This window comes from Azospira inquinata, assembly GCF_018905915.1.
Lineage (GTDB): Bacteria > Pseudomonadota > Gammaproteobacteria > Burkholderiales > Rhodocyclaceae > Azospira > Azospira inquinata.
The window spans coordinates 1,131,529-1,157,029 of the sequence record NZ_CP064782.1 but is presented as its reverse complement, the minus strand read 5'-3'; the positions used below and the strand labels follow the sequence as shown (position 1 = coordinate 1,157,029).

The following is a 25,501-nucleotide window of genomic DNA, read 5'->3' as shown; positions in this document are numbered from 1 at the left end:
ATCATGGCAAAACTGTCTTTGATTAATCGGGATGAAAAACGTCGTAAGACTGTGGCTAAGTTCGCCAAAAAGCGGGCTGAGCTCCAGGCTGTTATCGATGACCAAGCGCTGAGCGATGCGGATCGGTTCCAGGCTCGCCTGAAGTTGCAACAACTGCCGCGTAACTCGAGCCCGTCTCGTCTGCGTAATCGTTGCCAAGTAACGGGTCGTCCTCGCGGCGTGTTCCGGAAGTTTGGCTTGTGCCGGAACAAGCTCCGGGAAATTGCCTTCCGGGGAGAAATTCCCGGTTTGACCAAGGCTAGCTGGTAAGCGGGAGGTTATAGGAATGGCAATGAGTGATCCTATCGCGGATATGCTGACCCGTATCCGTAATGCCCAGCAAGCCGAAAAGGCTAACGTTGCGATGCCTTCTTCCAAGGTGAAGGTCGCGATCGCTGGGGTATTGAAGGACGAAGGCTACATCGACGACTTCGCAGTTCGTGAAGTGGAAGGTAAGCCGACGTTGGAACTGGTGCTGAAGTACTATGCCGGTCGTCCGGTTATCGAACGCATCGAACGTATTTCCCGTCCCGGGCTGCGCGTCTACAAGGGCAGCCAGGATATTCCCCGTGTGATGAACGGTCTGGGTGTGGCTATCGTTTCCACCCCCAAGGGCGTCATGACTGACCGCAAGGCTCGTACCCAGAACGTGGGCGGCGAAGTCCTCTGCATCGTGGCCTAAGGGGGGAATATGTCTCGCGTAGGTAAGAATCCCATCGCCCTGCCGAAAGGCGTCGAGGTTTCCGTCGGTGATGAAATCACCGTCAAGGGCCCTCTGGGCGTTTTGAAGATGAAAGCCGTGCCCGCTGTTGCGGTGCAAACCGAAGGTGAACAACTGGTTTGCAGCCTGGCGGGGGATTATCCCAACGCCGATGCGCTGTGGGGTACGGTGCGCGCCAACTTGAACAATATGGTTCAAGGCGTTTCCAAGGGCTTCGAACGTAAGCTGACCCTGGTTGGGGTGGGCTATCGTGCTCAAGCTCAAGGCGATGCGCTGAATTTGACGCTCGGCTTCTCCCACCCCGTGGTCCATAAGATGCCCGCCGGCATCAAGGTGGAAACCCCTTCCCAAACGGAAGTGGTCATCAAGGGTGTGGATAAGCAATTGGTCGGCCAGGTTGCTGCGGAGATTCGTTCTTACCGCAGTCCCGAACCCTATAAGGGTAAGGGCGTCCGTTATTCGGACGAAGTGGTCATCATCAAGGAAACCAAGAAGAAGTAGGTGGGTAAATGATCGACAAGAAGCAGGCGCGTTTGCGCAGAGCCCGCAAAACCCGGGCCAAAATTGCCGAGCTGAAGGCCGTGCGCTTGTGTGTGCATCGCACCAACAGCCATATTTACGCCCAGGTTATTTCCGCCTGCGGCTCCAAGGTGCTGGCTGCTGCCTCCACCGTGGAACCCGAAGTGCGCAAGGAAATGGCCAACGGTGGCAACGTGAACGCGGCCGAGCGCATTGGCGCCCTGATCGCCGAGCGTGCCAAACAGGCGGGCGTGGAACAGGTTTCGTTCGATCGCTCCGGTTTCCAATACCACGGCCGAGTCAAGGCGCTTGCCGAAGCGGCCCGTGCTGGCGGCCTCAAGTTCTGATCGGGCTGTTAAATTCGAGGTAAGACATGGCTAAACCGCAAACCAAGAAAACGCAGCAGTCCGACGAACGGGACGATGGTCTGCGCGAAAAGATGGTCTCCATCAACCGGGTCACCAAAGTTGTTAAGGGTGGCCGGATTCTGGGCTTCGCTGCCCTGACCGTGGTTGGTGATGGAGACGGTGGCATCGGCATGGGCAAGGGCAAGTCCCGCGAAGTGCCCGTGGCGGTCCAAAAAGCGATGGACGAAGCTCGCCGTAAGCTGGTGAAAGTGAGCCTGAAGAACGGCACGCTGCAACACGCTGTGGTGGGTAAGCATGGTTCTTCTTCCGTTCTGATGATGCCGGCTCCTGATGGTACCGGGATCATTGCCGGTGGCGCCATGCGTGCAGTGTTCGAAGTGATGGGTGTGACCAACGTGGTGGCAAAAGCCCACGGTTCCACCAATCCTTACAACATTGTTCGCGCTACTCTGAACGGTCTGAAGGCCATGAATACGCCTTCCGAAGTTGCTGCCAAGCGTGGCAAGTCCGTTGAAGAAATCCTGGGGTAAGAACTATGGCTGACAAAAAGATCAAAGTGACGCTGGTGAAGAGCGTCATTGGCACCAAACAGGACCATCGTGCTACCGTGAAGGGCCTGGGCTTGCGTCGCCTGAATTCTTCTTCCGAGTTGATTGATACCCCGGCCGTGCGCGGGATGATCAACAAGGTTTCTTACCTGTTGAAGGTGGAGAACTAAGATGCAGTTAAATACCATCAAACCCGCGGAGGGGGCGACCCACTCCAAGCGTCGCGTGGGTCGGGGCATTGGCTCCGGCCTCGGCAAGACCTGCGGTCGTGGTCACAAGGGGCAAAAGTCCCGTGCCGGTGGTTACCACAAGGTCGGTTTCGAAGGCGGTCAAATGCCTTTGTATCGCCGTCTGCCGAAGCGTGGCTTCTTCTCTTTCACCAACGCCCGTAACGTGCAAGTTTGCTTGTCCGAAATCCAGGCGCTGCCCGTGGAAGAAATCGATCTGCTGGTGCTGAAGCAAGCGAACGTGATTCCCGCGAACGCTCTCTCCGCCAAGGTTATCCTGTCCGGGGAAATCTCCCGCAAGGTGGTCTTGAAGGGTGTGGGCGCGACCAAGGGTGCCAAGGCAGCCATTGAAGCTGCCGGTGGCAACGTTGCCGAGTAATTAGTTTTACGTGAGATAGGATTCGATTTTGGCTACCAATAGCAATCTCAACGCAAATAGCGGGAAGTTCGGCGACCTCAAACGTCGTTTGTTTTTCCTTTTGGGCGCGTTGGTGGTTTATCGGATCGGCGCTCACATCCCTGTGCCTGGAATTGATCCCGCCGTATTGGCGGATCTTTTCCAGACCCAGCAGGGCGGCATCCTGGGCATGTTCAACATGTTCTCTGGTGGTGCCTTGAAGCGGTTCACTCTGTTTGCCTTGGGGATCATGCCTTACATTTCGGCATCGATCATCATGCAGCTCATGACCATCGCCTCCCCCCAGCTTGAAGCGCTGAAAAAAGAAGGGGAAGCCGGTCGTCGCAAGATTACTCAGTACACGCGCTACGGTACCGTGGCGCTGTCTTTCTTCCAGGCATTGGGCATAGCCATGATGCTGGAAGGCCAGCCTAGTCTGGTTTTGGACCCCGGCTTTATGTTCCGCCTGACCACGGTGACTACCCTGGTCACGGGCACCATGTTCTTGATGTGGCTGGGTGAGCAGATCACCGAACGGGGTCTGGGCAACGGTATTTCCATTATCATCTTTGGTGGTATCGCCGCTGGTCTGCCCAACGCCATTGGCGGTTTGCTGGAATTGGTGCGCACCGGTGCCATGCATCCGGTGACGGCTATTTTCATCACCGCCCTGGTATTCCTGGTTACGGCATTCGTTGTTTTCGTGGAACGGGGCCAACGCAAGATTCTGGTGAATTACGCCAAGCGCCAGGTGGGCAACAAGATTTACGGTGGTCAGAGTTCCCATCTGCCCCTGAAGTTGAATATGTCCGGGGTGATCCCGCCCATCTTCGCTTCCAGTATCATACTGTTCCCCGCTACCGTGGCTGGCTGGTTTGGTTCTAGTGATTCCATGCACTGGCTCAAGGACATCGCCGCCACCCTGTCGCCGGGGCAGCCGATTTACGTGCTGCTTTACGCTGCGGCCATTGTTTTCTTCTGCTTCTTTTATACCGCCCTGGTGTTCAATTCCAAGGAAACCGCGGATAACCTGAAGAAGAGCGGTGCCTTCGTTCCCGGTATTCGTCCTGGGGAACAAACGGCTCGTTACATTGACAAGATTTTGATGCGTTTGACCCTGGTGGGCGCGGCCTACATCACCATCGTCTGCTTGCTGCCGGAATTTTTGATCCTGAAGTGGAACGTGCCGTTCTACTTTGGTGGGACTTCTCTGCTGATTATTGTGGTTGTGACCATGGATTTCATGGCTCAAGTACAGGCTTACATTATGTCCCACCAGTACGAAAGTCTGCTGAAGAAAGCCAATTTCAAAGGTGGTGGGTTTCCCTTAGCCAAGTAGGATTCCTTCGACGCTACTCGGATCATGGCGAAAGAAGATCTGATTGAAATGCAAGGGGAGGTGGTCGAGAACCTCCCCAACGCGACTTTTCGTGTCAAGTTAGAAAACGGACACATGGTGTTAGGTTTTATTTCCGGAAAAATGCGGATGCATTACATCCGTATCCTTCCGGGGGACAAGGTAACGGTGCAACTGACGCCCTACGACCTGTCCCGGGCCCGGATCGTTTTCCGGGTCAAGTAAGCAAGTCTCTACGCAGTTGGATGTAATTGGGTTAATGGCTGGCTGCGCCAGGCGCCCGGTATTTAGGAGCAAATCATGAAAGTGCTGGCATCTGTCAAGAAAATCTGCCGCAATTGCAAGATCATTCGGCGCCACGGCGTGGTTCGCGTAATTTGCAGCGATCCCCGTCACAAACAGCGCCAAGGCTAAGTCCCTGGTGGTGTTTTCGGGTTGAATTTGAAGTTAATTCAACAGTATAATCACAAGTTTCGCATCTTCGGGGTGACTCAATGGCCCGTATCGCTGGGGTAAATATTCCCAACCATCAACATACCGAGATCGCTTTGACCGCGATTTTCGGTGTTGGACGTTCCCGTGCGCAGAAAATCTGCGACGTTGCGGGCGTTCAGCGTTCTACCAAAGTTAAAGACCTGACCGACGCCGAAATGGAACGGCTTCGCGAAGAGGTCGCCAAGTTCTCCGTGGAAGGCGATCTGCGTCGTGAAGTTACCATGAGCATTAAGCGGCTCATGGATTTGGGCTGCTACCGTGGTCTGCGTCACCGTAAGGGGCTTCCCGTCCGCGGGCAACGCACCCGGACCAATGCCCGTACCCGGAAGGGTCCGCGCAAGGCCATCCAAAAGGGTAAATAAAAGGATAGGAAATGGCTAAGACTGCTGCCAAAGTACGGAAAAAAGTAAAAAAGAATGTGGCCGAAGGTATCGCCCACATTCATGCTTCTTTCAATAACACCATCATCACCATCACCGACCGGCAAGGCAATGCTCTGTCTTGGGCGACTTCTGGTGGTGCCGGTTTTAAGGGCTCCCGTAAGTCCACTCCCTTTGCTGCCCAGGTGGCCGCTGAAGCTGCCGGTAAGGCCGCTCAAGAATGCGGAGTGAAGAACTTGGAAGTCCGGATCAAGGGCCCTGGCCCTGGCCGCGAATCCGCCGTTCGTGCCCTGAATGCTCTGGGTATGAAGATCACTGCCATCTCCGACGTGACGCCCATTCCTCACAATGGTTGCCGTCCCCCGAAGAAGCGTCGTATCTAATAGGAGTTTAACGTGGCTCGTAATCTCGATCCTAAGTGCCGTCAGTGCCGCCGGGAAGGCGAAAAGCTGTTCCTGAAGGGCGAAAAGTGCTTTACGGACAAGTGCTCCGTTGAACGTCGGTCCTACGCCCCTGGGCAACATGGTCAAAAGTCCGGCCAACGGCTTTCCGACTATGGCGTTCACCTGCGCGAAAAGCAAAAAATTCGTCGTATTTACGGCGTGCTGGAAGGCCAGTTCCGGTCCGTGTACCGGGAAGCCGACCGTCGCAAGGGCGTGACCGGCGAAAATCTGCTGCAACTGCTGGAAAGCCGTCTGGACTCCGTGGTTTATCGCATGGGTTTTGGCGCCTCCCGCTCCGAGTCCCGCCAAGTGGTTCGCCACAACGGCATTCTGGTTAATGGTCACCGGGTCAATATTCCGTCTTTCCAAGTGCGTCCCGGGGACGTGGTGGAACTGACCGAAAAGGCCCGTGGCTCCCTGCGCGTTAAAGCCGCTCTGGAAGCCGCTGAAGGCCGTGGTTTCCCCGAATGGCTGGAAGTGGATGCCAAGGCCGGCAAGGGAACCTTCAAGGCCCGTCCGCAGCGCTCCGAACTGCCGTCCACCATTAACGAAAGCCTGGTTATCGAACTTTATTCCAAGTAATGCTTGGGAAGTTTGACTGAACGGACAAAGGACAGCACATGCAAAGCAGTGGACTTTTAAAACCGCGCATCATTGATGTGCAAAGTCTGTCGCCGGTGCAAGCGCGGGTGGTGATGGAGCCGTTTGAACGCGGTTACGGTCACACCCTGGGCAACGCCCTGCGGCGGATTCTTCTGTCCTCCATGCAGGGCTACGCCCCCACGGAAGTGGCGATCGAAGGGGTACTCCATGAGTACTCCACGATCGATGGGGTGCAAGAAGACGTGGTGGACATCCTTCTGAACCTGAAGGGTATTGTCTTCAAGCTGCACGGCCGGGATGAAGTGGTGCTGCAGTTGAAGCACGACGGCGAAGGTGTGGTGAAGGCCGGTGATATCGAGTTGAGCCACGATGTGGAAATCATCAACCCGGATCACGTTCTTGCCCACGTTTCTCCCGGTGGCAAACTGGCTATCGAACTCAAGGTTTCCAAGGGCCGGGGCTATGTTCCCGGTACCATGCGCAACCTGGGGGACGAAAAGAGCATCGGCAAGCTGGTGCTGGATGCTTCCTTCAGCCCGGTGCGCCGGGTGAGCTATTCCGTGGAAAGCGCCCGGGTTGAGCAACGTACCGACCTGGATAAGCTGATCATGGACATCGAAACCAACGGTGTCGTTGATCCGGAAGAAGCCATCCGTACCGCTGCTCGGATTCTGATGGAACAGCTTTCCGTCTTCGCGGATCTGGAAGGCACCGCTCCCCAAGTGGAAGCCCAGAAACCCGCCCAGGTGGATCCGGTGCTGCTGCGTCCGGTGGATGACCTGGAATTGACGGTGCGTTCTGCCAACTGCTTGAAGGCGGAAAACATCTACTATATTGGCGATCTGATTCAGCGGACCGAAAACGAACTGCTGAAGACTCCGAACCTGGGGCGCAAATCGCTCAACGAAATCAAGGAAGTTCTGGCTGCGCGTGGCTTGACCTTGGGCATGAAGTTGGAAAACTGGCCGCCCGCTGGTCTGGAAAAGGTCTAACGCGTTTCGCGAATAGAGAGGAATAGAAAATGCGTCACCGTCTGGGTCTCCGCAAATTGAATCGTACCAGTGCCCACCGCCTGGCGATGCTGCGCAACATGAGCGTCTCCCTGTTGCGCCACGAAGTCATCAAGACCACTCTGCCGAAGGCCAAGGAGTTGCGTCGGGTTGTTGAACCGATCATCACCCTGGGCAAGAAGCCGAGTCTGGCCAACCGCCGTCTGGCGTTTGACCGTCTCCGTGACCGGGAAATCGTCGTCAAGGTGTTCGACGAGCTCGGACCCCGTTACGCATCCCGTAACGGTGGCTACCTGCGTATCCTGAAGTGCGGTTTCCGTGACGGGGACAATGCTCCCCTGGCCATCGTGGAACTGCTGGATCGCCCCGAGCCCCAAGAAGCCGTTGAAGCTCCTGCGGAAGCCTCTGCTGAATAAGCCAAGGGTTTCGTAGCAAAAAAAGCCAGGCCTGTGCCTGGCTTTTTTATTTGCGGAAGGCCCCGTGGGGAAGCAATCCTGGACCGTGTAGGGAGGGGGAGAACTCGGGGCGGGAGTGGGCCAGCCTTCAACCGGGCCAGGGGGCAGAAGCCCTACTGCAAATCTTCTTCTCCCTGATCCGCTGCCTGCTGGAGCTGCCACATGGTGTAGTAGTTGCCCCGGGCAGCCAGGAGTTCCTCGTGGCTGCCGCTTTCCACCACCTGGCCGGCTTTGAGTACCAGAATCCGATCCGCCTCCCGGATGGTGGAGAGGCGGTGGGCGATAATCAGGGTGGTGCGGCCCCGGGCTGCTTCCGTGAGCTGTCCCTGGATGGCTTGTTCCGTAGCCGAATCCAGGGCAGAGGTAGCTTCATCGAAAATGAGGATGGGGGGATTTTTCAGTAGGGCCCGGGCGATGGCTACCCGCTGCTTTTCTCCCCCGGATAGCTTCAAGCCCCGTTCCCCTACCGGGGTGTCCCAGCCCTCGGGGAGGGAGGCGATAAAAGCGCCTAGCTGGGCTGCCTCCGCGGCTTTGATGACCTCTTCCCGGGAAGCCCCGGGGCGACCGTACTGGATGTTGTAGAAAATGCTGTTGTTGAACAGCACCGTGTCCTGGGGAACGATGGCGATGGCGCTGCGCAGGCTGTGTTGGGTCAGGTCCCGCAGGTCTGTGCCGTTGATAGTGATGGCTCCCCCAGTCACATCGTAAAAGCGGTAGAGCAGGCGGGCTAGGGTGGATTTCCCCGCCCCCGATTCCCCGACTACTGCCAGAGTTTTTCCCGCCGGAATGGTAAAGCTGACCCCTTGAAGGATGGAACGGGTTGGTTGGTAGCCGAAGTCCACCTGATGGAAGCGGATTTCCGCCGGGCCCCGGTCCAACACCTGGGCGTTGGGACGATCCCCGATTTCCTGGTGTTCATTGAGCAGGGCGAACATGCGTTCAATATCCGTCAGGGCCTGGCGGATTTCCCGGTAGACCACGCCGAGGAAATTGAGGGGCATGTAAAGCTGCATCAGGAAGGCATTGACCAGCACCAAGTCCCCCACGGTCATGGAACCGTCCAGTACCCCCAGGGTGGCTCGCCACATCATGGCGGTGATGCCCAGGGCGATGATGGCCTGTTGCCCCAGATTTAGCAGGGAAAGGCTGATCTGGCTGCGGGTGGTGGCGTCTTCCCATTGGGCCAGGTCCGTATCGTAGCGGTGGGCCTCAAAATCCTCGTTGTTGAAGTATTTGACCGTTTCGTAATTGAGCAGGCTATCCACCGCCCGGGTGTTGGCCCGGGAGTCCGTTTCATTGACCGCCCGGCGAATGGCGATGCGCCGGTTGCTCAGCCAGACGGTGTAAAGAATGTAGGTGACCAGGGAGATCCCGGTGATGACGGCGAAGGCCGGGTCATAGCGGGCAATGAGGATGCCCAGCACCAGGGCCAGTTCCACCAGGGTGGGGAGAATGGAATAGAGGGTGTAACTGATCAGACTGGCTATGGAGCGGGTGCCCCGTTCAATATCCCGGGAGACCCCCCCGGTCTGGCGATCCAGGTGGAAGCGCAGGGATAGGCTGTGTAGGTGGCCGAACACCTGTAGAGCCACGTGCCGGACCACCCGCTGGGTGACCCGGGCAAAGAGCATTTCCCGGAGTTCGGTAAACAGGGACGTGCCAAAGCGAAGCAAGCCGTAGAGCAGCAACAGCACTAAGGGCAGGGCCAGAAGGCTGCGGGGCCCGGTCAATGCGTCGATGATGTGCTTGAAAACGATGGGCACGGCCACATTGGCCAGCTTCGCGCCCAATAAGCAGGCCATGGCCAGGGAAACCCGGCCCTTGAATTGCCAGAGGTAGGGGAAAAGGGCTTTCAGGGTCGGCCAGATGTGCAGTTCCGGGGCAGGCCGTTGGGGATCGGGGGGCAGGGTATGGCGCATGGCCCATTTTATCAGGCCGGGAGCGGGGTGCCCGTTATCCGGTGGCGGCTCAGGGCCACCTCGGGCCCGCCCTTTCGGTGCCTCCGGAGCAATCAGTTCCAGCCGATAACGTCGTAGCCCATATCCCGCAGGCAGCGCTGGACAAAATTCCGATACACCGGATTAGCTTTGTCCCCCCGGAAGGCCCCATGTACCGCTCCGGCTGCCCCACCGGCAGCGGCGCCCGCTGCCGCATTCTGCCCCCAGTGATTGCTGCCCCGGATCAGGCTGCCCGCTGCCGCCGCCGCAGCGCCCACCGCCGCCCCCTCCGCACCGCTACGCAACACCTGGCTGCCTCCCGTAGGAGACAGGCCCGCTTCCTGGGCTTTGCCCTGGCAGTGATCCACGTCTTCCTGGGCCCGGGCCTGGCCCACCCGGTTCAGGTGGTCATTGGGATAGAGCACGGGCCGTTGGTTACCTGGGGTGGCACAGGCCCCCAACAGCAGGGTCAGGAAAAGGGGGAGGAGGCGAGAGAGGCGAGGAAATAGGGTCTTCATAGCAGGCGCAGAGAACGCTAGGGAAAAAGGGCGGGGCAAGTGTAGGCCCGCTACGTCACCTTGACCAGGGGGCGCGCCGGGGAAAAAGAATGGCAAAAGAATGAAAAAAAACTCTTGCCAAGGCGGATGCATTCGGTATGATTCAAACGTTCGTTTTAAATTATAAGAAGGTTGGAAAATCCATGGCTGCCCTCGCTGCCACCAACGATAGCAAAATCGCCGCCGCTACCCGGGAACGGATCCTGGATACGGCCGAGCGTCTTTTTACGGAAAACGGCTTCGACGCCACGTCCATGCGCATGATCACCGGCGGCGCAGAGGTCAATCTGGCGGCGGTGAATTATCACTTCGGCTCCAAGGAACAGCTCATCCAGGAAGTGTTCCGGCGCCGCCTCACCTGGCTGAACCGGGAACGACTGCGGCTCCTGGATGAGCTGGAGCGTCAGTCGCCGGACGGGCGGGTAAAGCCTTCCCAGATCGTGGATGCCTTTTTTGGCACCCTGATCCGTATGGCCGAGCAGGACGAGCAGGGAGGCCGGACCTTCATGCGCCTGATCGGCCGCACCCTTACCGAGCCCTCCGAATTCATCCGGGCTTTTTTTGCCGAGGAATACGCGGCCGTGGTGGAGCACTACAAACAGGCCCTGTTTACGGCCCTCCCCGACGTGCCCAAGGCGGAAATCGTCTGGCGCTTCCACTTCATGCTGGGGGCTACTTCCTACGCCATTGCGGGCACTGACGCCCTGCGCATCATCACCGATTGGGGCATTCCCCCCCAGGACGACGAGGAGGCTCCGGCCAAGCTGCTACCCCGGCTCATGTCATTCCTGCTCGGCGGCCTGCGTGCCCCCTTGCCCCCCGCTGGCCCCTGAATCAATCACGACTCCCCATGCCGACGTAGATCGGTGGGAGACCCTAAAAGGAGACAAACCATGATGCACCTGAACCTCTGGCTTTTACCTCTGGTCCTGCTGGCCGCCGTTCTGGCCTTAGTGACAGTGCCTCCCCTACGCCGCCCCCTGCTGAGCCGGCCTTTGCTGGCCATCTACCGGCGCATCTTGCCCCAGATGTCCGATACGGAGCGGGAGGCCTTGGAGGCCGGTACGGTGTGGTGGGAGGGAGAGCTATTTCGGGGTAAGCCGGACTGGGCCAAGCTTATGGCCTATCCCCAGCCCCGGCTCAGCGCCGAGGAGCAGGCCTTCCTGGACAATGAGGTGGAGACGGCCTGCGCCATGACCGACGACTGGAAAGTCTCCCACGAGCTTTATGACCTGCCGCCGGAGGTCTGGCAATACATCAAGGAAAAGGGCTTTCTGGGCATGATTATTCCCAAAAAGTACGGTGGCCTGGAGTTTTCCGCCTACGCCCATTCCCAGGTGGTGACCAAGCTATCCACCCGCTCCTCCGCCCTGGCCGTCTCCGTCATGGTGCCCAATTCCCTGGGGCCCGCCGAGCTGCTCCTCCACTACGGCACGGATGCCCAGAAAAACCATTACCTCCCCCGCCTGGCCCGGGGCCTGGATGTGCCCGCCTTCGCCCTGACCAGCCCCTGGGCCGGTTCGGACGCCGCCTCCATCCCGGACTACGGAGTGGTCTGCAAGGGCCAGTGGCAGGGCCGGGAAGTCCTGGGCATGAAGGTGACCTGGGATAAGCGCTACATCACCCTGGGGCCCGTGTGCACCGTCCTGGGCCTGGCCTTCCGCCTCTACGACCCCCAGGGGCTTCTGGGGGACAAGAAGGACGTGGGCATCACCTGTGCCTTGGTGCCCCACGACCATCCGGGGGTGGAAATCGGTACCCGTCACTTCCCCCTGAACGCCGCCTTCCACAACGGCCCGACCCGGGGCAAGGAAGTGTTCATGCCTCTGGAGTTCATCATTGGCGGCCCGGCCATGGCGGGCCAGGGCTGGCGCATGTTGATGGAATGCCTGGCGGCGGGGCGCTCCATTTCCCTGCCGTCCTCCAACACGGGCATGGCCAAACTGACGGCCCGGGCCGTGGGGGCTTATGCCCGGGTGCGCAGCCAGTTCAAGATGGCCGTGGGCAAGTTTGAAGGGGTGGAAGAGGCCCTGACCCGCATTGGCGCCCATACCTACATGATGGACGCAGCCCGGGTGATGACCGCCGGGGCCGTGGATCTGGGAGAAAAGCCCTCCGTCGTCTCCGCCATCGCCAAATACCATGTCACGGAACGGGCCCGGAAAGTGGTCAATGACGGCATGGACGTGATCGGCGGCAAGGGCATTTGCCTGGGGCCCTCCAATTTCCTGGGCCGGGCTTATCAGCAGATTCCCATCGGCATCACGGTGGAAGGGGCCAATATCCTTACCCGCAGCCTGATCATCTTCGGCCAAGGCGCCGTCCGCTGCCATCCCTATGTGCTGGCGGAAATGGAGAGTGCCCAGGGGAACGATCTGGCCGGTTTCGACCGGGCACTCTTCGGCCATCTGGCCTTTACCGCCGGTAATGGGCTCCGGGCGTTTGCCCTGGGACTGACCGGTGCCCGCTTCGCCACCGTCGCCGCCGATGTGGCCCCGGAAACCCACTCCTACTATCGGCAGCTGACCCGCTTTTCCGCTGCCTTTGCCTTTCTTTCCGACGTGTCCATGCTGGTGCTGGGGGGCAGCCTGAAGCGCAAGGAAAAGATTTCCGCCCGCCTGGGAGACATTCTGGCCCAGATGTATCTGATTTCCGCCACCCTGAAGCGTTACGAGTCGGAAGGCCGCCAGTCCGCCGATCTCCCCCTGTTGCACTGGTCGGTTCAGGATGCCCTGGTCCAGGCCCAGGAAGCCTTCCTGGGGGTGCTGGCCAATTTCCCCAAGCCTCTGGTGGGCTGGGCTCTGAAAGCGCTCCTGTTCCCCCTGGGCCGCCCCCACCGGGCCCCCGCCGATGCCATCGGCCATCATGTGGCCAAGGCGTTGATCGCCCCCGGGGCCACCCGGGATCGGCTTACCGCTGGCTGCTATGTAGCCAAGACGGAAGAGGATGCGGTGGGGGCCGTGGAACTGGCCCTGGCCGCCACCCTGGAGGCTGAACCCATCGAAGCCAAAATTCGGGAAGCCGAAAAACAGGGGCTGTTCGACGCCAATCCCCTGGCCAATGTGCGGGATGTGGCCCAGGCCGCCCTGTCCGCCGGTGTGGTGAATGCCGCCGAATACGCCTTGCTCCAGCGCCGTAATGCCCTGCGGGACCGGGTTATCCGGGTGGATGATTTTCCGTCGGACTTTGGTGTGGCCTCGGCCCTAAATAAACCGGAGGCCCGCAAGGCGGCCTGACCCCCGCCTGCCCTGGAAGCGGCGTCGCACCACGCTTCCAGAGCCCGGCCCCCTAACCGACAAGCAGAACAACCCTAGGAGAGAGACATGGCCCAGCCGCAAGCCTTTGAGCCGGTCTATGTGGTGGATGGGGCGCGCAGCCCCTTCCTCAAGGCGAAAAGCGGCCCTGGCCCCTTTGCCGCCGCCGATCTGGCGGTCCAGGCCGGGCGCGCCCTGCTGGCCCGCCAGCCCTTCGCTCCGGAGGATCTGGACGAGGTGATCCTGGGCTGTGCCAGCCCCAGCCCGGACGAGGTGAATATCGGCCGGGTGGCGGCCCTGCGCTTGGGCTGTGGCGACAAGGTGACGGGCTGGACGGTGATGCGCAACTGCGCCTCCGGTATGCAGGCCCTGGATTCGGCCATGGCCAACATTCAGTCCGGTCGCTCCCAGCTGGTACTGGCCGGGGGCGTGGATGCCCTGTCCCGGGCCCCCCTGCTCTACAACAACGCCATGGTGCTGTGGTTTGCCGCCATGATGCAGATGAAGACCCTGGGCCAGAAAGCCCGCCATTTCCTCAAACTGCGTCCGAATCGCCTGCTCAACCCGGTCATTGGCCTGATGAAGGGCCTCACCGATCCGGTGGTGGGCCTGCTCATGGGCCAGACGGCGGAAAACCTGGCCTGGCGTTTCGCCATTAGCCGGGAGGAAATGGATGCCTTTTCCCTGGTTTCCCACCAGCGGGCTATGGCGGCCAGGGCGGCGGGAGCCCTGGGGGAAATCGTCCCCCTGGTGGACATGGACGGCCGGATTTACGCCGAGGATGACGGGGTGCGCCCCGACGCCAGCCTGGCGGGACTCCAAAAGCTCAAGCCCTTTTTTGATAAGCCCTATGGCCGGGTGACTCCGGGCAACAGCTCCCAGATTACAGACGGCGCTGCCTGGCTGTTGCTGGCCTCGGCCAGCGCCGTTAAGCGCTGGAATCTGCAACCCTTGGGCCGCATCCTGGATGTCCAATGGGCGGGGCTGGACCCGGCCCAGATGGGCCTGGGGCCGGTCCATGCCATGACTCCCATCCTGCAACGCCACGGTCTGGGCCCCAATGATCTGGATTTGATGGAAATTAACGAGGCCTTTGCCGCCCAGGTCCTGGCCTGTCTCCGGGCCTGGGAAGATGAGGCCTATTGCCGGGAGGAACTGGGCCTGCCTGGAGCCCTGGGACGCCTGGATCCGGACAAACTCAACGTGGACGGGGGGGCCGTGGCCCTGGGCCATCCGGTGGGGGCTTCCGGGGCCCGCATCGTCCTGCATCTGCTCCACGCCCTGAGGGCCCGGGGCGGTGGCCGGGGCATGGCCAGTATCTGCATCGGCGGCGGCCAGGGGGGCGCCATGCTGGTGGAAACCGGGGGAGAACCCGCATGAAAATGATCCATAGCGATGCCACCGCCTGGCAGCACTGGCAACTGACCCGGGACGGGGAAGGCCTTGCCTGGCTGTCCCTGGATAAGGCGGGGGAGAGTACCAACTCCCTTTCCGCCGCCGTTCTGGCCGAACTGTCCGGGGTGCTGGACGAACTGGAGCGCCATCCGCCCCGGGGCCTGATTCTGCGCTCCGCCAAGGCGGCCGGCTTCATCGCCGGAGCCGACATCGGAGAATTTGACGCCCTGGCGGATATTGCCGCGGCCCGGGCCATGGTTACCCGGGGCTGGGAGCTCTGCAACCGGCTGGCCGCCGTTCCCTATCCCACCCTGGCCCTGGTGCGGGGCCACTGCCTGGGGGGCGGCCTGGAGCTGGCCCTGGCCTGCCGGACCCTGGTGGTGGTGGATGAGCCGGGGACCAAGCTGGGCCTGCCGGAAGTCATGCTAGGCATTTTCCCCGGCTGGGGAGGCATGGCCCGGCTGCCCCGGCGGGTGGGTCCGGGGCTGGCCCTGGACCTGATGCTCACGGGCAAGACCGTGGATGCCAAAAAGGCCAAGCGCCTGGGCCTGGCGGACGCCTGTGTGCCGCCCCGGGTGATGGAAGCCGCCGCCCGTAGCCTGGCCCTGACCCCGCCCCGGCATCAGCCTTTGCCCCTGCTGCAACGCCTTTTCCTCGGGCCTCTGCGCCCGGTGGTGGCCCGTCAGGCCCGCCAGCAGGTGGCCAAGCGGGCCTGGCCCGAACATTATCCGGCCCCTTACGCCATCATCGACCTGTGGGCCAAGCACGACGGCAACCCCCTGGGGGCGCCGGAAATTTTAGAGTCCATCGTGGCTTCCCCCACCACCGCCAATCTGCTGCGGGTATTCCGGCTCCAGGAACGGCTCAAGGCCTTTGGCAAGGGCGGGGATTTTGCTCCGGCCCGGGTCCATGTAGTGGGGGCCGGGGTCATGGGGGGCGACATTGCCGCCTGGTGTGCCGCCCGGGGCCTCACCGTGACATTGCAGGATCAGACCGTGGCCCGGATTGCCCCGGCCATCCAGCGGGCCTACGGAAGCCTTTCCAAGCGCCTGAAGGACAAGCTCCAACTACGGAACGTCATGGACCGGCTCATCCCGGACCCGGAAGGCCATGGGGCGGCCCATGCCGATGTGGTCATTGAAGCCATTTTTGAAAACCTGGGGGCCAAGCAGCGCCTGCTCCAGGACCTGGAGGCCCGGATGAAGCCGGAGGCGGTGCTGGCCACCAATACCTCCAGCCTGTGCCTGGAAGACCTGAGCCGGGTGTTGCAGCGGCCGGAGCGGCTGGTGGGCCTCCACTTCTTTAATCCGGTGGCCCGGATGCCCCTGGTGGAAGTGGTGAGCGCCGCGGGGGGCGACCCGGCCATGGCCCGTAAGGCCTGTGCTTTTGTGGGGCGCATCGACAAGCTGCCCCTGCCGGTAAAAAGCGCCCCCGGATTCCTGGTGAATGCCGTGCTCGGTCCCTACCTTCTGGAGGCCATGGCTTGTGTGGATGAAGGCCTGACGCCGGAGACCGTGGATGAGGCTGCCCTGGCTTTCGGTATGCCCATGGGGCCCCTGGAACTGGCGGATACCGTGGGCCTGGATATTGCCATGGCCGCCGGTCAGGCCCTGACCCGCCAAGGGGCGGCGTCGCCCCAATGCCTGACCCGCCTGTTCCAGCAGGGCCATCTGGGGCGCAAGACCGGTCAGGGCTTCTACCCCTACCCGGGGGGCAAGGTGCGCAAGGGGGCGGCGGGGCCCGTTCCGGCCGGATTGGGGGAGCGTTTGCTGGCGCCCCTTATCGCCCGCACGGCCCAGTTGGTGGCCGACGGGGTGGTGGCGGATCAGGACCTGGCGGACGGGGGGGTAATATTCGGCACCGGCTTCGCTCCCTTCCGGGGCGGACCGCTTCATTACGCAAGGAGCCGAAATGTCTGATAACCCCATCCAACTTCCCGACCGGGAACCCACTTTGCGCGTCATGGCCATGCCCTCCGACGTGAACCAGAACGGCGATATTTTCGGCGGCTGGGTCATGTCCCACGTGGATATGGCCGGTGGCATCGTTGCCATGCGCCGGGCCCGGGGCCGGGCAGTGACCGTGGCGGTCAATTCCTTCCAGTTCAAACAGCCCGTGTCCATCGGTGACGTGGTCAGCCTCTACGCCAAGATCATCAAGGTGGGCCGCACCTCCATCACCATCGACGTGGAAGTGTTCGCTGAGCGCAATTACTTCCGGCCGGTGACCGTCAAGGTGACGGAAGCCACTCTCACCTATGTGGCCATCGACGTGGGGGGCAACAAGCGGGAGCTGCCGCCGGAAGAAAGCTGATTTTTTGCCGCCCGGGCCCCTTGGCCCGGGGGTGGAAAACCGAGGGGAGCAGGGAACTCCCCCACTAATAACCAGAGGAGACAAACGCATGAACAAAGCACTGATGGCGCGGGCCCTGCCCGCTACGCTGCTGGGGCTCTTTTCCGCCCAGGCGGGAGCCGCAGCTTTCCAATTGCTGGAGCAGAGCGCCAGCGGCCTGGGCAATGCCTTTGCCGGTTCGGCGGCGGTGGCGGAAAACGCTTCCACCGTCTATTTCAATCCAGCGGGTATGACCCAACTGGCGGGCAACAACCTGTCCGTGGGCTTTAACTACATCACCCTGAAGACCCAGTTTCACAACGGCAATTCCGCCAATCCCTATGGCCCCTATGCCCGGAACCTGAGCAATGACGGGGGGGATGCGGGGGATGCGGCGGTGGTGCCCAATTTCTACTTCACCAAGGAAATCACCCCCAACTGGTATATCGGCTTTGGCGCCGGCGGCCCCTTCGGCCTGCGCACCGACTATCCCTCGGATTTCCGGGGCAAGTATCTGGCCCTGAAGTCCGACATCCAGGCCATCAACCTCAACCCCAGCATTGCCTACAAGGCCAATGATTGGGTGTCCCTGGGCTTTGGTCTGAACTACCAGAAATTCGAGGCGGAACTGACCTCCGCGGTGAATGGCAGTGTTTACGGGGACGGCAAATTCAAGGTGAACGGGGATGACTGGGCCTGGGGCTGGAATGGGGGGGCCCTGTTTACCCTGTCCCCCCAGACCAAGATCGGGGTCTCCTATCGCTCCGCCATCCAGCACGAGGTGAAGGGCAACTATAACCTGAGCGGCCTGCCCACCCCGGTGATTAACGCGGCGGGGTATCCCAGCACCTCAGGTAACGCCAAGGTGTCCATCAAGCTGCCGGAAACCTGGATCCTGAGCGCCACCCACAAGCTCAACGACCGTTGGGAATTGCTGGGGGATGTGAGCATGACGGGTTGGTCCTCCGTGCCCGAACTGCGCATCAAGTTTTCCAACGGCGCCCCGGACAAATATTCCACCTACAAGTGGAAGGATTCCTGGCGGGTCGCCCTGGGAGCCAATTACACCCTGTCCGAACGGACCAAGCTGAAGTTCGGGGTGGCGGTGGATAAGACCCCCCTGGACGGCAGCACCTACCGTACCCCCCGCCTGCCCGATGAAGACCGGCTGTGGCTGTCCCTGGGCCTGCAATACAAGCTCATGCCTGGCCACACCATCGACGTGGGCTATGCCTATCTGAATGCCAAGGACGCCAAGATTCACGACTCCGGTACCCCGGCCGACGCCATGAAAAACGGTGTGCTGGATGGGACCTACAAGAGCCACGTGCAAATCCTGGGTGTCCAGTATTCCATGCAGTTCTAAGAGGTTGCCGGGCGGCGCCTGGCCGCCGCCCGGCCCCCGACTGCACATAACCAGAACATAAAAGGAGACCTGCAATGACCCGTTTGATCGTTCGCCGTGCCGCCGTTCTGGGGGCCGGGGTAATGGGGGCCCAGATTGCCGCCCATCTGGCCAATGGGGACATCCCCGTACTGCTCTTCGATCTGGCCGCCCCGGAAGGAAACCCCAACGGGGTGGCGGAAAAAGCCCTGGCCGGGCTGAAAAAACTGGACCCGGCGCCCCTGGCGGCACCGGACCGGCTGGCCCACATCGAGCCTGCCAATTACGACCAGCATCTGGAACGGCTGGCGGATTGCGATCTGGTCATTGAAGCCATCGCGGAAAAAATGGAGTGGAAGGCGGACCTGTACCGGAAAATCGCCCCCCACCTGGCTCCGGAGGCCATTCTGGCTTCCAATACCTCGGGCCTTTCCATCGGTGCCCTGGCGGCGACCGTGCCGGAAGCCCGGCGCTCCCGCTTCTGCGGCATCCACTTTTTTAACCCGCCCCGCTACATGCCCCTGGTAGAAATCATCCCCACGGCCAGCACCGACGGTGCCATGGTGGACGAGTTGGAAACCTGGCTCACCAGCCGCTTGGGCAAAGGGGTGATCCGGGCCAAGGACACTCCCAATTTCGTCGCCAACCGGGTGGGGGTGTTTTCCATGCTGGCGGTGATGCACCACACCCAGCGCCTGGGTCTGGGGTTTGACGAGGTGGATGCCCTCACGGGCCCGGCCATTGGCCGTCCCAAGAGCGCCACCTACCGCACGGCAGACGTGGTGGGCCTGGATACCCTGGCCCATGTGGTGCAGACCATGGCGGATACCCTGCCGGATGATCCCTGGCACGGCCATTTCCAGATTCCCGGCTGGCTGACTGGGCTCATCAGCCAGGGGGCCCTGGGCCAGAAAACCCGCTGCGGCGTGTTTCGCAAGCAGGGTAAGGAAATCCAGGTGCTGGACCCGGCCCGGGGGGACTACGTGCCCGCCCGTTCCGCCGAGGCGGTCCTGGCGCCGGAAGTGGGGGCCATTCTGGGGGAGCGGGACCCGGCGAAAAAGTTTGCCGCCCTACGGGCCTGCCCCCATCCCCAGGCCCGTTTCCTCTGGGCCATTTTCCGGGATCTATTCCATTACTGCGCCTACCATCTGGCGGACATCGCCCATAACGCCCGGGATGTGGATCTGGCCATGCGCTGGGGCTTCGGCTGGAGCCTGGGGCCCTTTGAAACCTGGCAGGCGGCGGGCTGGGGGGACATCACCCAGGCCATTCAGGCGGACATTGCGGCGGGGGAAAGCCTGAGCCCGGCGCCTTTGCCCGCCTGGGTCACGGCCCGCAGCGGAGTCCATGAGCCCGCCGGCTCCTGGTCCCCGGTCACGGCCAGTCTGGTGCCCCGTTCCAGCCTGCCGGTCTATGGGCGCCAGCTCTATCCGGAAGCGGTGCTGGGGGAAGCGCCCCGGGGCCGGGGCGAGACGGTGTGGGAAAACCCGGGCGTCCGCCTGTGGGTCCATGGCCTGGACCCGAAAATTGCCATTCTTTCCTTCACGTCCAAAATGCACACCATCGGGGATGAGGTGCTGGATGGGTTGCTGGCAGCGGTGGCTCGGGCGGAGCGGGATTTCGACGGCCTGGTGCTGTGGCATGAGGCCCCCTTTGCCGTGGGGGCCAATCTCAAGCAGGTGAGCGAGGCCTGTGCCGCCGGCCAGTTCGAGCGCCTGGAAGCCACCGTGGCCAAGTTCCAGCAGGCCTCCATGGCCCTCAAATACGCCCAGGTGCCTACGGTAGCGGCGGTCCAGGGCCTAGCCCTGGGGGGCGGCTGCGAGTTCGTTATGCACGCCGCCCACCGGGTCATGGCCCTGGAGAGCTACGTGGGCCTGGTGGAAGTGGGGGTGGGCCTAATCCCCGCCGGGGGCGGCTGCAAGGAGTTTGCTCTCCAGGCGGCCCGGGTCGGGGCCCGGCAGGCGGGGGGAGAGGTGCTGCCCTACCTGCAAAACGTCTTCCAGACCATCGCCATGGGCAAGGTCATGAAGAGTGCCCTGGAAGCCAAAGACCAGGGCTTTGCCCAGGCCGGGGACGATGTGCTGTTCCATGCCGGGGAGCTGCTTTACGTGGCCCTGCGCCGGGCCCGGGCCATGGCCGAAGCGGGCTGGCGGCCACCCCTGCGGGCCCGCCAGGTGCCAGTGGCAGGCCGTCCCGGCATCGCCACCCTGGAAATGCTGCTGGTGAATATGCGGGAGGGGGGCTTTATCTCCCCCCATGATTACCGGGTGAGCAAGGCCGCCGCCACCGCCCTCTGCGGCGGTGACGTGGAGCCGGGCAGCCGGGTGGACGAGGACTGGCTTCTGACCGTGGAGCGCCAGGAATTCCTCGCCCTCCTGAAGACCCCGGAAACCCAGGCCCGGATCCGGCACATGCTGGACACCGGCAAACCCCTGCGCAACTGACGGTGGGCGCCGGGGCTCCCACTGCCCCGGCGCCGGACCACGCGGCTAAGCCCGCGTTACGGAGGAGACACCATGAAACAAATACAAGACGCTTATATCGTCGCCGCCACCCGCCTGCCCGTGGGCAAGAAGGGGGGCATGTTCCGCACCACCCGACCGGATGACATGCTGGCCCACGCCCTGCAAGCCGTGCTGGCCCAGGTGCCCCAGCTGGACCCGGCCCTGGTGGAGGATGTGATCGTGGGCTGCGCCATGCCCGAAGCGGAGCAGGGCATGAACGTGGCCCGCATCGGCGCCCTGCTGGCGGGCCTGCCGGACACGGTGCCCGGGGTGACCATCAATCGCTTCTGCTCCTCCGGTCTCCAGGCCGTGGCCGATGCGGCGGCCCGCATCCGCCTAGGGGAGGCGGAGGTGATGCTGGCCGCCGGGACCGAGACCATGAGCCTCATGTCCCAGATGATGGGCAACAAGGTTTCCCTCAATCCGGCTATTTTCGAGGGCAACGACCATCTGGCCATCGCCTACGGCATGGGCCTCACCGCCGAAAAGGTAGCCCAGAAATGGGGCGTCAGCCGGGAAGATCAGGACGCCTTTGCCCTGGCCTCCCACCAGAAGGCCGCCGCCGCCCGGGGAGCGGGCCATTTTCAGGCGGAAATCAGTCCTTACACGGTGCGGGCCCATGTGCCGGACCTGGCCAGCGGCACGGTGCGTCTTCTGGAACAGGTCTGCGACCAGGACGAAGGGCCCCGGCTGGATGCCAGCCTGGAAAAACTGGCCAAGCTCAAGCCCGTGTTCGCCGCCGGAGGCAGCGTCACGGCGGGCAATTCCTCCCAGATGTCCGACGGGGCGGGGGCGGTGCTCCTGGTCTCGGAAGCCGTGCTGAAGCGCTTCAATCTTCAGCCCCTGGCCCGTTTCGCCGGCTTTGCCGTGGCCGGGGTGCCGCCGGAAGTGATGGGCATCGGCCCCATCGCGGCCATTCCCAAGGTGCTGGCCCGGGCCGGGGTGGCCCAGTCCGACCTGGACTGGATCGAGCTGAACGAGGCCTTCGCTGCCCAGGCCCTGGCGGTGATCCGGGAACTGGATCTGGACCCGGCCAAGGTTAATCCCCAAGGGGGGGCCATTGCCCTGGGCCATCCCCTGGGGGCCACGGGGGCCATCCGGACCGCCACCCTGACCCACGGCCTGCGCCGCACCGGGGGCAAGTGGGGCATGGTGACCATGTGCATCGGCACCGGCATGGGGGCGGCGGGCCTGTTCCAGGCCCTTTAAGGGCCGCCCCTAGGCCTCGAACCCACCGGGGACAGAATCGGCCCCCGGTTCCTTGCTAGGAGATTGTCACCATGCTGCCCAAATGGTGGATGGCCCTGCCGCCCCGCTGGCGGCCCACGGCCCTGCGCCTTGGTTTTAACTGGTTCCCCGCCTGGCGGGCCACCGGCGCCCGGGTACTGCGGGTGGCGCCGGACATGGGCTCCCTGGTGGTGGCCCTGCCCCTGCACCGGGGCACCCGCAACGCCATGGGCACCCTTTTCGGTGGCGCCCTGTTTGCCGCCACCGACGGCATCCATCCCACCCTCCTGGCCCTCCAGCTGGGGCCCGGCTACATCCTCTGGGACAAGGCCGGGGCCATCCGCTACCGGCGTCCGGGGCGGACCACCCTGTACGGGGAATTTGCCCTGGCTCCGGGGGAAGCGGCGGAAGTGCGCCGTCTGGTGGCCCGGGACGGGGAATGTGAACGGACCTACACGGTGCTGTTGAAGGATTCCCAGGGGGTGGTGCACACGGAGGTGGAGCGCACCGTTTATATTGCCGATAAGGCTTTTTTCCGCCGCAAAGGGGCGGCGGGGCAGGGCGGGGAGGGGCTGGGAAGCCTTTCCCAGGGAGCGGGGCGGTAAAGATTACGCAACAAGGGCCGCCCCCCCGGGAGCCCTCTGGCATAATACGTGCCCATGACTCACTTGGGGCCGCACAAACAATGAACCAGGAAGGGTGGCTGGCGTCCGTCGGATTGAGCTGGCGGGATGGGGTGATTGCCCTGATCGGCCTGCTCGGCGTCTATATCGTCCTGGCCTTCCTGCGCCTGAACCGCATCCGCCATCCCGCCGCTCCTGGCGGGCGGGCCGCCGATCTGCCCCCGCTCAAGGACCAGGATAAGACCGATCCGGATCTGCTGGGGGATGTGTATACCCGAACCGGCACCCTGGCCCCGGACCCGGAAGCGGCCCCCGCCCCGGCGCCGGTCACTCCCCCCCGGGATTTCGCTTGGAACGAGCCCCCCGCCACCTTCGGTGAAGAAAAGTTCATCGAAGGGGTGGAACGGGAGCTGGACCAGCTGCGGGACGAGGTGGCCATGCTACGTCAGGAATTTTCCCTGCTGCGGGACGAAGTCCGCAATCAGGTGAGCCAGCTCAAAGCCTCCCAGAACGTCTCCCCCCTCTACAGCGACGCCATGCAGATGGCCATGGCGGGCCATGATGCGGAGACCATTGCGGAGCGCTGCGGTATTGCCCGGGCAGAGGCGGAACTGGTGGTGGCCCTGGCCACCAACCGGAGCGAATGAATTTTAGGGAGAGGTCATGGCTGAGATGAAAATCGTGGGCAACAAGGCTCCCCAAAAGGGCAAAGCCGCCCCCAAGCCGGGCAAGGGAGGCACGCCCGATCCCCTGGATCAGGCCCAGGAGGACATGAAGCGCCAGCTGGGCCGCCGTATGGCCTTTGCCGGGGTGCTGATCGCCGTGCTCCTGGGGGCCCTGGCCCTTTTTGACCGGCTCAGCGCCCCGGAGCCGGAGCCCCAGCCCGAGGCCGCCGCGCCCCTGCCTCCCAGCCCCCCCAAGGAAGTCTCCCAGCCTGTTACCCCGGCCCCCAGTACCAGCACCGCGCCCAGCACTTCCACGGATTCGGAAAAACCGGCGGAGCCGGACGTGAGCGCTCCCCCGGTGGAGAAGGGCGCTCCTGCGCCCGAGCCCCTGCCCACCCCGGCGGTGAGTGCCAAACCCACCCACAGCGCCCCTCCGGCCAAGGCCGCCACGCCCCGGGAAGGAAGCAAGGGCGGGGAAAAGGTGGGTCGGGTCCATGACCAGACTTCAGCCCCTGCCCCTGCCGCCAAGACTGCCGCGGCTCCTGCCCCCGCCCCCAGCACCGCTCCGGCCCCGGTGGCGAAAAGCCCGGCCCCGGCCCAGGTGACCCGCCAGGCCGCCCCCGCCCGTCACCCGGGCACCCAGACCACTACCTCCAGTCAGGCGGCCGCCAGCCAAGCGCCTGCGCCGGCTCCTGTGGTGCCCGCGCCGGTGACCAAACTACCGGCCCCGCCCCGGCTGTTCTCCGGCTATCTGTTGCAGGCCGGGGTATTTACCAGCGCCCAGCGGGCGGAAGAGCTGTACGCCAAACTCCAGCTCAACGGTATTCCCGCCAACATGGAAGCCCGGGTCAGCGTGGGGCCCTTCAAGTCCAAGGCGGAGGCCGATGCGGCCCGGGAAAAGCTGAAAGCCCTGGGCATCGATTCCGTCCTACTGCCACCCCGCAGCCGCTGAACACCTAAACCGTTGAACCCCTGAACCGCCGGGGGCGTTCCCCCGGCTTCCCTGGTTTAAACCGGCCTCCGGCGGAGGCCGCTGCCCCTGCCCGAACCGGGCCTGCCGTTTCTCTGGGTCCGGTTCCGTCCCGCTTTCCCTAAGCCTTCACCCTCCGGACCCTGCCTCCGCTTCCGCCGCTAGCTGTTTTTCCAGGCGCCGGGCGAACACGGTCATTTCCTTGGCGGCCTGCATATCCTTCCGGGCTGTGGCCACGGCTACCCCCTGCCGGTAGGCCGCCAGGGCGCCGGGCAGGTCCCCCCCTTCCTGACGGGCTTTGCCCAGGAGTTTCCAGGCGGCGGAAAAGTTCGGGTCCCGGGCGACCGCCTCGGTCAGATGTTCCACCGCCCGGGACGGGTTCCCTGCTTTGAGCCATTCATTGCCCAGGGAATAGCGGAGCAGGGCGCCATCCCGGGGACCGGCCAGTAGTTTTTCCAGATTTTCAATGACGGAGGCAGTCATGGTGGGGCTTTCTCGATAAGGGCTAAGGGGAAACCTTGCCCTCCTGTTTGGAGACCCGGGACTTGGTTTCCGTTCCCCGGTGGGGCGCTTTTCCGAGGCCACAGGGGCCATCGGAGCGGGGATGCCGGGGGCGGCGGGCTGGCGCGGTGGGGGCGGGTCCGTTAACATTTGCCCCTGTTCGCCGTTTTTCCGGGGCGAGAAGCCCCTCTCTGAAAGGATTCCTCATGGGCAAGACCATTATCGCCACCGACAAGGCGCCCGCCGCCATCGGCACCTATTCCCAAGCCGTGAAGGTGGAAAACACCGTTTATCTGTCCGGCCAGATCGGTCTGGACCCGGCCACCGGCAACCTGGTGGACGGCATTGACGCCCAGATCGTGCGGGTCTTTGAAAACCTCAAGGCCCTGGCGGAAGCGGCGGGGGCCTCCCTGGGCCATACGGTGAAACTCAACGTCTATCTCACCGATCTGGCCAATTTCGCCAAGGTCAATGAGACCATGGCCCGCTACTTCCCCCAACCCTATCCCGCCCGGGCCGCCCTGGGTATCTCCGCCCTGCCCAAGGGCGCCCTGGTGGAAGCGGACGCCGTTCTCTACGTCGGCTGAGACT

Annotated in this window: 30 protein-coding genes; 27 read left to right on the top strand and 3 right to left on the bottom strand. The window is 62.7% G+C overall.

Annotation, left to right across the window (positions count from 1 at the left end; translation table 11 throughout):
- The first annotated feature begins 3 nt into the window (after positions 1-3).
- From rpsN to rplQ, 15 genes are all read left to right on the top strand, one after another.
- On the top strand, positions 4-309 hold the full coding sequence (gene rpsN / locus Azoinq_RS05240) for a 30S ribosomal protein S14 (RefSeq protein WP_216131453.1): 306 nt from the start codon (positions 4-6) through the stop codon (positions 307-309).
- A 16-nt stretch (positions 310-325) separates the two neighbouring features.
- Positions 326-721, top strand: a complete 396-nt coding sequence (gene rpsH / locus Azoinq_RS05235) for a 30S ribosomal protein S8 (protein WP_216131457.1) — start codon at positions 326-328, stop codon at positions 719-721.
- Between the two features lie 9 nt (positions 722-730).
- On the top strand, positions 731-1,261 hold the full coding sequence (gene rplF, locus Azoinq_RS05230) for a 50S ribosomal protein L6 (RefSeq protein WP_216131460.1): 531 nt from the start codon (positions 731-733) through the stop codon (positions 1,259-1,261).
- 11 nt (positions 1,262-1,272) lie between these two features.
- Positions 1,273-1,626: a 50S ribosomal protein L18 gene (gene rplR, locus Azoinq_RS05225; RefSeq protein WP_216132191.1), complete on the top strand. Its 354-nt coding sequence runs from the start codon at positions 1,273-1,275 to the stop codon at positions 1,624-1,626.
- A gap of 26 nt (positions 1,627-1,652) precedes the next feature.
- Positions 1,653-2,177: a 30S ribosomal protein S5 gene (gene rpsE / locus Azoinq_RS05220; RefSeq protein WP_216131462.1), complete on the top strand. Its 525-nt coding sequence runs from the start codon at positions 1,653-1,655 to the stop codon at positions 2,175-2,177.
- Between the two features lie 5 nt (positions 2,178-2,182).
- Positions 2,183-2,365: a 50S ribosomal protein L30 gene (gene rpmD / locus Azoinq_RS05215; protein WP_216131465.1), complete on the top strand. Its 183-nt coding sequence runs from the start codon at positions 2,183-2,185 to the stop codon at positions 2,363-2,365.
- Between the two features lies 1 nt (position 2,366).
- Positions 2,367-2,801: a 50S ribosomal protein L15 gene (gene rplO / locus Azoinq_RS05210; RefSeq protein WP_216131468.1), complete on the top strand. Its 435-nt coding sequence runs from the start codon at positions 2,367-2,369 to the stop codon at positions 2,799-2,801.
- A gap of 28 nt (positions 2,802-2,829) precedes the next feature.
- Positions 2,830-4,158, top strand: coding sequence for a preprotein translocase subunit SecY (gene secY / locus Azoinq_RS05205; RefSeq protein ID WP_216131471.1), 1,329 nt, complete (start codon positions 2,830-2,832; stop codon positions 4,156-4,158).
- A gap of 24 nt (positions 4,159-4,182) precedes the next feature.
- Positions 4,183-4,401, top strand: coding sequence for a translation initiation factor IF-1 (infA, locus tag Azoinq_RS05200; protein WP_216131474.1), 219 nt, complete (start codon positions 4,183-4,185; stop codon positions 4,399-4,401).
- 75 nt (positions 4,402-4,476) lie between these two features.
- Positions 4,477-4,590, top strand: coding sequence for a 50S ribosomal protein L36 (gene rpmJ, locus Azoinq_RS05195; RefSeq protein ID WP_216131477.1), 114 nt, complete (start codon positions 4,477-4,479; stop codon positions 4,588-4,590).
- A gap of 80 nt (positions 4,591-4,670) precedes the next feature.
- The gene (gene rpsM / locus Azoinq_RS05190) at positions 4,671-5,033 is read left to right on the top strand and encodes a 30S ribosomal protein S13 (protein WP_216131481.1); all 363 of its coding nucleotides are present in this window, start codon (positions 4,671-4,673) and stop codon (positions 5,031-5,033) included.
- Between the two features lie 11 nt (positions 5,034-5,044).
- On the top strand, positions 5,045-5,434 hold the full coding sequence (gene rpsK / locus Azoinq_RS05185) for a 30S ribosomal protein S11 (RefSeq protein WP_216131484.1): 390 nt from the start codon (positions 5,045-5,047) through the stop codon (positions 5,432-5,434).
- 12 nt (positions 5,435-5,446) lie between these two features.
- Positions 5,447-6,076, top strand: a complete 630-nt coding sequence (gene rpsD / locus Azoinq_RS05180; RefSeq protein WP_216131487.1) for a 30S ribosomal protein S4 — start codon at positions 5,447-5,449, stop codon at positions 6,074-6,076.
- A gap of 38 nt (positions 6,077-6,114) precedes the next feature.
- Complete coding sequence (locus Azoinq_RS05175) at positions 6,115-7,089, top strand: DNA-directed RNA polymerase subunit alpha (RefSeq protein ID WP_216131491.1); 975 nt, start codon at positions 6,115-6,117, stop codon at positions 7,087-7,089.
- 29 nt (positions 7,090-7,118) lie between these two features.
- A complete protein-coding gene (rplQ, locus tag Azoinq_RS05170) occupies positions 7,119-7,523 on the top strand; it encodes a 50S ribosomal protein L17 (RefSeq protein WP_216131494.1) in 405 nt (134 codons plus the stop codon).
- Positions 7,524-7,675: 152 nt separating this feature from the next.
- On the opposite strand, the gene Azoinq_RS05165 is transcribed toward rplQ, so the two are convergent.
- Together Azoinq_RS05165 and Azoinq_RS05160 are read right to left on the bottom strand one after the other, a co-directional pair.
- Positions 7,676-9,481 carry an ABCB family ABC transporter ATP-binding protein/permease gene (locus tag Azoinq_RS05165; protein ID WP_216131497.1) on the bottom strand — a complete coding sequence of 602 codons (1,806 nt, stop codon included), beginning with the start codon at positions 9,479-9,481 and terminating at the stop codon, positions 7,676-7,678.
- A 92-nt stretch (positions 9,482-9,573) separates the two neighbouring features.
- Positions 9,574-10,017 carry a hypothetical protein gene (locus Azoinq_RS05160; protein ID WP_216131500.1) on the bottom strand — a complete coding sequence of 148 codons (444 nt, stop codon included), beginning with the start codon at positions 10,015-10,017 and terminating at the stop codon, positions 9,574-9,576.
- Positions 10,018-10,199: 182 nt separating this feature from the next.
- Here Azoinq_RS05160 and Azoinq_RS05155 point away from each other — a divergent pair, with 182 nt between their 5' ends.
- From Azoinq_RS05155 to Azoinq_RS05105, 11 genes are all read left to right on the top strand, one after another.
- Positions 10,200-10,889 (top strand): TetR/AcrR family transcriptional regulator, encoded by a 690-nt coding sequence (locus Azoinq_RS05155; RefSeq protein WP_216131502.1) that lies wholly within the window; start codon positions 10,200-10,202, stop codon positions 10,887-10,889.
- A gap of 63 nt (positions 10,890-10,952) precedes the next feature.
- Positions 10,953-13,292, top strand: coding sequence for an acyl-CoA dehydrogenase (locus Azoinq_RS05150; RefSeq protein WP_408627112.1), 2,340 nt, complete (start codon positions 10,953-10,955; stop codon positions 13,290-13,292).
- A gap of 87 nt (positions 13,293-13,379) precedes the next feature.
- Complete coding sequence (locus tag Azoinq_RS05145) at positions 13,380-14,690, top strand: acetyl-CoA C-acetyltransferase (RefSeq protein ID WP_216131508.1); 1,311 nt, start codon at positions 13,380-13,382, stop codon at positions 14,688-14,690.
- 2 nt (positions 14,691-14,692) lie between these two features.
- A complete protein-coding gene (locus tag Azoinq_RS05140) occupies positions 14,693-16,624 on the top strand; it encodes a 3-hydroxyacyl-CoA dehydrogenase NAD-binding domain-containing protein (RefSeq protein WP_216132194.1) in 1,932 nt (643 codons plus the stop codon).
- Positions 16,617-17,018, top strand: a complete 402-nt coding sequence (locus tag Azoinq_RS05135; protein ID WP_216131511.1) for an acyl-CoA thioesterase — start codon at positions 16,617-16,619, stop codon at positions 17,016-17,018. Before Azoinq_RS05140 ends, Azoinq_RS05135 begins: the two co-directional genes overlap by 8 nt.
- 88 nt (positions 17,019-17,106) lie before the next feature.
- Positions 17,107-18,402, top strand: coding sequence for an OmpP1/FadL family transporter (locus tag Azoinq_RS05130; RefSeq protein ID WP_216131514.1), 1,296 nt, complete (start codon positions 17,107-17,109; stop codon positions 18,400-18,402).
- 74 nt (positions 18,403-18,476) lie between these two features.
- On the top strand, positions 18,477-20,864 hold the full coding sequence (locus Azoinq_RS05125) for a 3-hydroxyacyl-CoA dehydrogenase/enoyl-CoA hydratase family protein (protein ID WP_216131516.1): 2,388 nt from the start codon (positions 18,477-18,479) through the stop codon (positions 20,862-20,864).
- Between the two features lie 72 nt (positions 20,865-20,936).
- Positions 20,937-22,133, top strand: a complete 1,197-nt coding sequence (locus Azoinq_RS05120; protein ID WP_216131519.1) for an acetyl-CoA C-acyltransferase — start codon at positions 20,937-20,939, stop codon at positions 22,131-22,133.
- A gap of 71 nt (positions 22,134-22,204) precedes the next feature.
- Positions 22,205-22,756, top strand: coding sequence for a PaaI family thioesterase (locus Azoinq_RS05115; protein ID WP_216131522.1), 552 nt, complete (start codon positions 22,205-22,207; stop codon positions 22,754-22,756).
- Between the two features lie 80 nt (positions 22,757-22,836).
- Entirely contained in the window at positions 22,837-23,421 is a 585-nt protein-coding gene (locus Azoinq_RS05110) for a DUF2802 domain-containing protein (RefSeq protein WP_216131525.1), read from the top strand.
- A 16-nt stretch (positions 23,422-23,437) separates the two neighbouring features.
- Positions 23,438-24,391, top strand: a complete 954-nt coding sequence (locus Azoinq_RS05105) for an SPOR domain-containing protein (RefSeq protein ID WP_216131528.1) — start codon at positions 23,438-23,440, stop codon at positions 24,389-24,391.
- Positions 24,392-24,538: 147 nt separating this feature from the next.
- Here Azoinq_RS05105 and Azoinq_RS05100 read toward each other — a convergent pair whose 3' ends face one another.
- On the bottom strand, positions 24,539-24,892 hold the full coding sequence (locus Azoinq_RS05100; protein WP_216131531.1) for a tetratricopeptide repeat protein: 354 nt from the start codon (positions 24,890-24,892) through the stop codon (positions 24,539-24,541).
- A gap of 224 nt (positions 24,893-25,116) precedes the next feature.
- Here Azoinq_RS05100 and Azoinq_RS05095 point away from each other — a divergent pair, with 224 nt between their 5' ends.
- Positions 25,117-25,497, top strand: coding sequence for a RidA family protein (locus tag Azoinq_RS05095; RefSeq protein ID WP_216131533.1), 381 nt, complete (start codon positions 25,117-25,119; stop codon positions 25,495-25,497).
- Positions 25,498-25,501: the final 4 nt, after the last annotated feature.

Bases quoted from the DNA above. Each gene is read 5' to 3' on its own strand.
- rpsN (WP_216131453.1), top strand. From the start codon at position 4: ATGGCAAAACTGTCTTTGATTAATCGGGATGAAAAACGTCGTAAGACT.
- rpsH (WP_216131457.1), top strand. From the start codon at position 326: ATGGCAATGAGTGATCCTATCGCGGATATGCTGACCCGTATCCGTAAT.
- rplF (WP_216131460.1), top strand. From the start codon at position 731: ATGTCTCGCGTAGGTAAGAATCCCATCGCCCTGCCGAAAGGCGTCGAG.
- rpsE (WP_216131462.1), top strand. From the start codon at position 1,653: ATGGCTAAACCGCAAACCAAGAAAACGCAGCAGTCCGACGAACGGGAC.
- rpmD (WP_216131465.1), top strand. From the start codon at position 2,183: ATGGCTGACAAAAAGATCAAAGTGACGCTGGTGAAGAGCGTCATTGGC.
- rplO (WP_216131468.1), top strand. From the start codon at position 2,367: ATGCAGTTAAATACCATCAAACCCGCGGAGGGGGCGACCCACTCCAAG.
- infA (WP_216131474.1), top strand. From the start codon at position 4,183: ATGGCGAAAGAAGATCTGATTGAAATGCAAGGGGAGGTGGTCGAGAAC.
- rpmJ (WP_216131477.1), top strand. From the start codon at position 4,477: ATGAAAGTGCTGGCATCTGTCAAGAAAATCTGCCGCAATTGCAAGATC.
- rpsM (WP_216131481.1), top strand. From the start codon at position 4,671: ATGGCCCGTATCGCTGGGGTAAATATTCCCAACCATCAACATACCGAG.
- rpsK (WP_216131484.1), top strand. From the start codon at position 5,045: ATGGCTAAGACTGCTGCCAAAGTACGGAAAAAAGTAAAAAAGAATGTG.
- Azoinq_RS05175 (WP_216131491.1), top strand. From the start codon at position 6,115: ATGCAAAGCAGTGGACTTTTAAAACCGCGCATCATTGATGTGCAAAGT.
- rplQ (WP_216131494.1), top strand. From the start codon at position 7,119: ATGCGTCACCGTCTGGGTCTCCGCAAATTGAATCGTACCAGTGCCCAC.
- Azoinq_RS05165 (WP_216131497.1), bottom strand. From the start codon at position 9,481: ATGCGCCATACCCTGCCCCCCGATCCCCAACGGCCTGCCCCGGAACTG.
- Azoinq_RS05160 (WP_216131500.1), bottom strand. From the start codon at position 10,017: ATGAAGACCCTATTTCCTCGCCTCTCTCGCCTCCTCCCCCTTTTCCTG.
- Azoinq_RS05155 (WP_216131502.1), top strand. From the start codon at position 10,200: ATGGCTGCCCTCGCTGCCACCAACGATAGCAAAATCGCCGCCGCTACC.
- Azoinq_RS05150 (WP_408627112.1), top strand. From the start codon at position 10,953: ATGCACCTGAACCTCTGGCTTTTACCTCTGGTCCTGCTGGCCGCCGTT.
- Azoinq_RS05145 (WP_216131508.1), top strand. From the start codon at position 13,380: ATGGCCCAGCCGCAAGCCTTTGAGCCGGTCTATGTGGTGGATGGGGCG.
- Azoinq_RS05140 (WP_216132194.1), top strand. From the start codon at position 14,693: ATGATCCATAGCGATGCCACCGCCTGGCAGCACTGGCAACTGACCCGG.
- Azoinq_RS05135 (WP_216131511.1), top strand. From the start codon at position 16,617: ATGTCTGATAACCCCATCCAACTTCCCGACCGGGAACCCACTTTGCGC.
- Azoinq_RS05130 (WP_216131514.1), top strand. From the start codon at position 17,107: ATGAACAAAGCACTGATGGCGCGGGCCCTGCCCGCTACGCTGCTGGGG.
- Azoinq_RS05125 (WP_216131516.1), top strand. From the start codon at position 18,477: ATGACCCGTTTGATCGTTCGCCGTGCCGCCGTTCTGGGGGCCGGGGTA.
- Azoinq_RS05120 (WP_216131519.1), top strand. From the start codon at position 20,937: ATGAAACAAATACAAGACGCTTATATCGTCGCCGCCACCCGCCTGCCC.
- Azoinq_RS05115 (WP_216131522.1), top strand. From the start codon at position 22,205: ATGCTGCCCAAATGGTGGATGGCCCTGCCGCCCCGCTGGCGGCCCACG.
- Azoinq_RS05110 (WP_216131525.1), top strand. From the start codon at position 22,837: ATGAACCAGGAAGGGTGGCTGGCGTCCGTCGGATTGAGCTGGCGGGAT.
- Azoinq_RS05105 (WP_216131528.1), top strand. From the start codon at position 23,438: ATGGCTGAGATGAAAATCGTGGGCAACAAGGCTCCCCAAAAGGGCAAA.
- Azoinq_RS05100 (WP_216131531.1), bottom strand. From the start codon at position 24,892: ATGACTGCCTCCGTCATTGAAAATCTGGAAAAACTACTGGCCGGTCCC.
- Azoinq_RS05095 (WP_216131533.1), top strand. From the start codon at position 25,117: ATGGGCAAGACCATTATCGCCACCGACAAGGCGCCCGCCGCCATCGGC.